The organism is Rhodococcus olei, assembly GCF_039540555.1.
Lineage (GTDB): Bacteria > Actinomycetota > Actinomycetes > Mycobacteriales > Mycobacteriaceae > Rhodococcus_G > Rhodococcus_G olei.
In genome coordinates this window covers 1-3,079 of the sequence record NZ_BAABFB010000093.1, presented here as the reverse complement: position 1 = coordinate 3,079, position 3,079 = coordinate 1, and the positions used below count along the sequence as shown (strand labels likewise).

The window sequence follows — 3,079 nt, the reverse complement described above, 5'->3', positions numbered from 1 at the left end:
TGCGAGGTCCGGGACTGTCGGCGACGGCGGGCGGATGCTGGCAGGTGCCGGCGGGACCGAGAGGGGCAGGCGATGACCGTTCGGGTGTGCGCGAGCGAGGATGGCTTCCGGATCGACGGCGGATGGGACGGCAGGGAGGCGGCGGACGCGTTCCTCGCCCATCTGGCCGGCCGCGGATTCAGTGCCGCGACGGTGCGGGCATATGCGTTCGACGTGCTCAACCTCGCCCGGTTCCTGCTCGACCGTGACATCCGATTGTCGGCGGTCAGGTCGGTGACGGTGTTCGAGTGGATCGACTGGCAGGGCGTGCGCCGCGAACCTCGACCCGCCGGGAAGTCGCGGAGGGAACCGCGCACGGCAGCGGCGGCGACGATCAACCGGCGGGTTGCCGCGGTGCGGGCGTTGTTCGAGTATCTGGTGATGACCGGTGCCCGCCAGGACAATCCGGTGCCGTCCCCGCGGCGGGGGCAGGGTCTGCGGCCGCAGGCTCGGGGGCTGCTCGGGCACCTCGGGCCCGGCCGGCCGCGGGCCGGGGGTCGGTTGGTGCGTCAACCCCAGCTGCTGCCGGAGTCCCTCGCCGCCGCCGACGTGGATGCGTTCGTGGCGTCGCTGCGCACCCACCGCGACCGGGCGATGGTGTGGGCGATGCTGCTCGGTGGTCTGCGCAGCGCGGAGGTGCGGTCGCTGCGCCTGGCCGATGTCGACTTCGGTCGCCGTCGGCTGCGGGTGCTCGGCAAGGGCCGCAAGGAACGGCTCGTGCCGGTCGATCCGGTGTTCTTCACCGAGCTGTCGGCCCACCTGCGGCTGGAACGACCGCCGGGGCTGTCGACGCCGGAGTGCTTCGTGGTGCTGCGTGGTCCCACCCTCGGGGCGGCGGTGACCGAGGCGGGGTTGCGGTCGCTGTTTCGCCGGCACCGCGACCTGTCGGGAGCGGCCCGGGTTCGGCCGCACCGGCTACGGCACACCTACGGCACCGAACTCGCTTCCGCGGGAATAGATCTGATGGTGTTGCGGGAGCTGATGGGGCATGTCTCGCCGGAGACCACCGCCGGCTACGTGCACCTGTCGATCGAGCAGCTCGCCGCCGAATACGGCGCCGCCCGCGCCAGTCTCGCCGGGGCACCGCGATGACCACCGCGACACGCGACACGGTCGCCGTCGCCGATCGGGAGGCGGTGTTGGCGGACTATCTCACCCACGTCGCCACACTGGGGCTGAGCGGCAGGTCGGTGCGGGAGAGGACTCGCATCGCGACCGCGTTCCTGACCGCCCACCCGGACCTCCGCGATTGGTGGAGGCTGCCCGCCGCCGACCGCGCCACCGAGCTGCGGGAGACGAACGCGTGGCCGCTGCTGTGTCACGTCCTCGGCCGCGGCAGTCTGCGGCTGGACCTCGAGCTCGCCGCGATCAAGCACCTCACCGGCCTCGGCCGGGCCGTGCAGGCCCGAGACCCGGACGCCTTCGCTGCCGCCCGCACCGCCGGCCTCGCACTGGGATGGACACCGTCGTGGGTCGAGACCGTCCTCGGTGAATGCCTGGCGGTGCTGCTGGCCTGGCACGGCGGACTCGTCAGCGACATCACCGGCGACACCGTCGACGAGTTCGACTCCGCATTATCTGCGACACAATCGATTCCAGCGTCGTCGCGTCGCGCCTACCGGATCCGGATCGCGAGCCTGCGGCAGGTGCTGTTCGAGACCCGGGTCATCGACACCCCGCCGACGCGACGACGGTGGGCCCGCAGTCACGAGCAGCGTTTCGCCGACGTGGAGATGGCGGCCGGCATCCGTGAGACGTTGCTGCGTTACGTGACGATCCGCTCCGCGGTGCTGCGCCCGAAGTCGGTTGAGTCCCTGATCAACGACCTACTGCCGTTCGCCGACTACCTCACCAACCACCACCCGGACGTGACCTGTCTGCGCGAACTCGACCGCAGCCAGGTCGAGGGGTTCCTCGTCTGGAACCGCACCCGCGGCTGGCGCGGGCAACGCACCGCCGCCGGCGCCGGGCGCAGTGTTTCGGCGGCGGTGGCGCACGCGGCGGTGCTCAGCCTGCGGAACATGCTCGACGACATCACTGAATGGGGCTGGGAGCAGGGGCCGGTCCGACGGCTGGTGTTCGCCGCGGACGTCCCCAAACTCGACCAGCCGCTGCCGCGCGCGTTGCCGCCGGACATCGACGATGCGGTGATGAATGCCGTGGCCGGGCTGGATGATCCATTTGCCCGCGTCGCGTTGACGGTGTTGCGCGGTGCCGGGCTTCGGGTCGGGGAACTGCTCGACCTCGAACTCGGTAGCGTCGTCGACTACGGTCCGGCCGGCACCTGGCTGAAGGTGCCGCTGGGCAAGCTCGCGACCGAACGCACGGTGCCATTGTCCGCGGCCACCATCTCCGCGCTCGACGAGTGGACCGCCAGCCGCGGGGTCTGCCGGCCGCTGCCGCACCCGCGCACCGGGGCGCTGACCGACTTCCTGTTCACCGCCCGAGGCCGCCGACTCGGCCAGACCCGGCTGAGAAATGGGCTGCTCGCTGCCGCCGAGCACGCGGGACTGCGCGGCCCCGGTGGGGGCGTCCTCGTTGTCACCCCACATCAGCTGCGGCACACCTGGGCCACCGAACTCGCGAATGCGGGAATGAGCCTTCAGGCGTTGATGGCGTTGCTCGGGCACGTCACCCCGCAGATGACGCTCCGCTACGCCACCCTGGCCTCGCCGACGCTGAGTGACGCCTACGACCAGGCCGTCGGCAAGATGCGCCGCCAGTTCACCCTCACCCCGGTCGGCAAACCCATCGTCCCCGACACAGTCAGGTGGATCGGCAGTGAGATGCTCAAAACTCGTGTCGCGCACGGCTACTGCTCCCGCCACGAGGCCGCCGGCGCCTGCCCCTACGCCAACATCTGCGAAACCTGCGACAACTTCGTCACCGGACCCGAGTTCCGTGGCGCGCTCGAGGCGCAACGCACCGACATCCAGACCCTCGAAACCGACGCCCGCGACCGCGGCTGGCACGACGAAGCCGCCCGTCACCACCGTGTCGCCGACGCCCTGACCGACCACCTCACCCGACTCGACCACCT

General features: G+C 71.1%; 2 protein-coding genes. Both read left to right on the top strand.

What is annotated here, in order from left to right:
- The first annotated feature begins 72 nt into the window (after positions 1–72).
- Entirely contained in the window at positions 73–1,131 is a 1,059-nt protein-coding gene (locus ABD951_RS28225; RefSeq protein WP_345353533.1) for a tyrosine-type recombinase/integrase, read from the top strand.
- Positions 1,128–3,079: tyrosine-type recombinase/integrase (locus tag ABD951_RS28220; RefSeq protein ID WP_345353531.1), on the top strand; the 1,952-nt coding region annotated here is incomplete at its 3' end. The genes ABD951_RS28225 and ABD951_RS28220, both read left to right, overlap by 4 nt.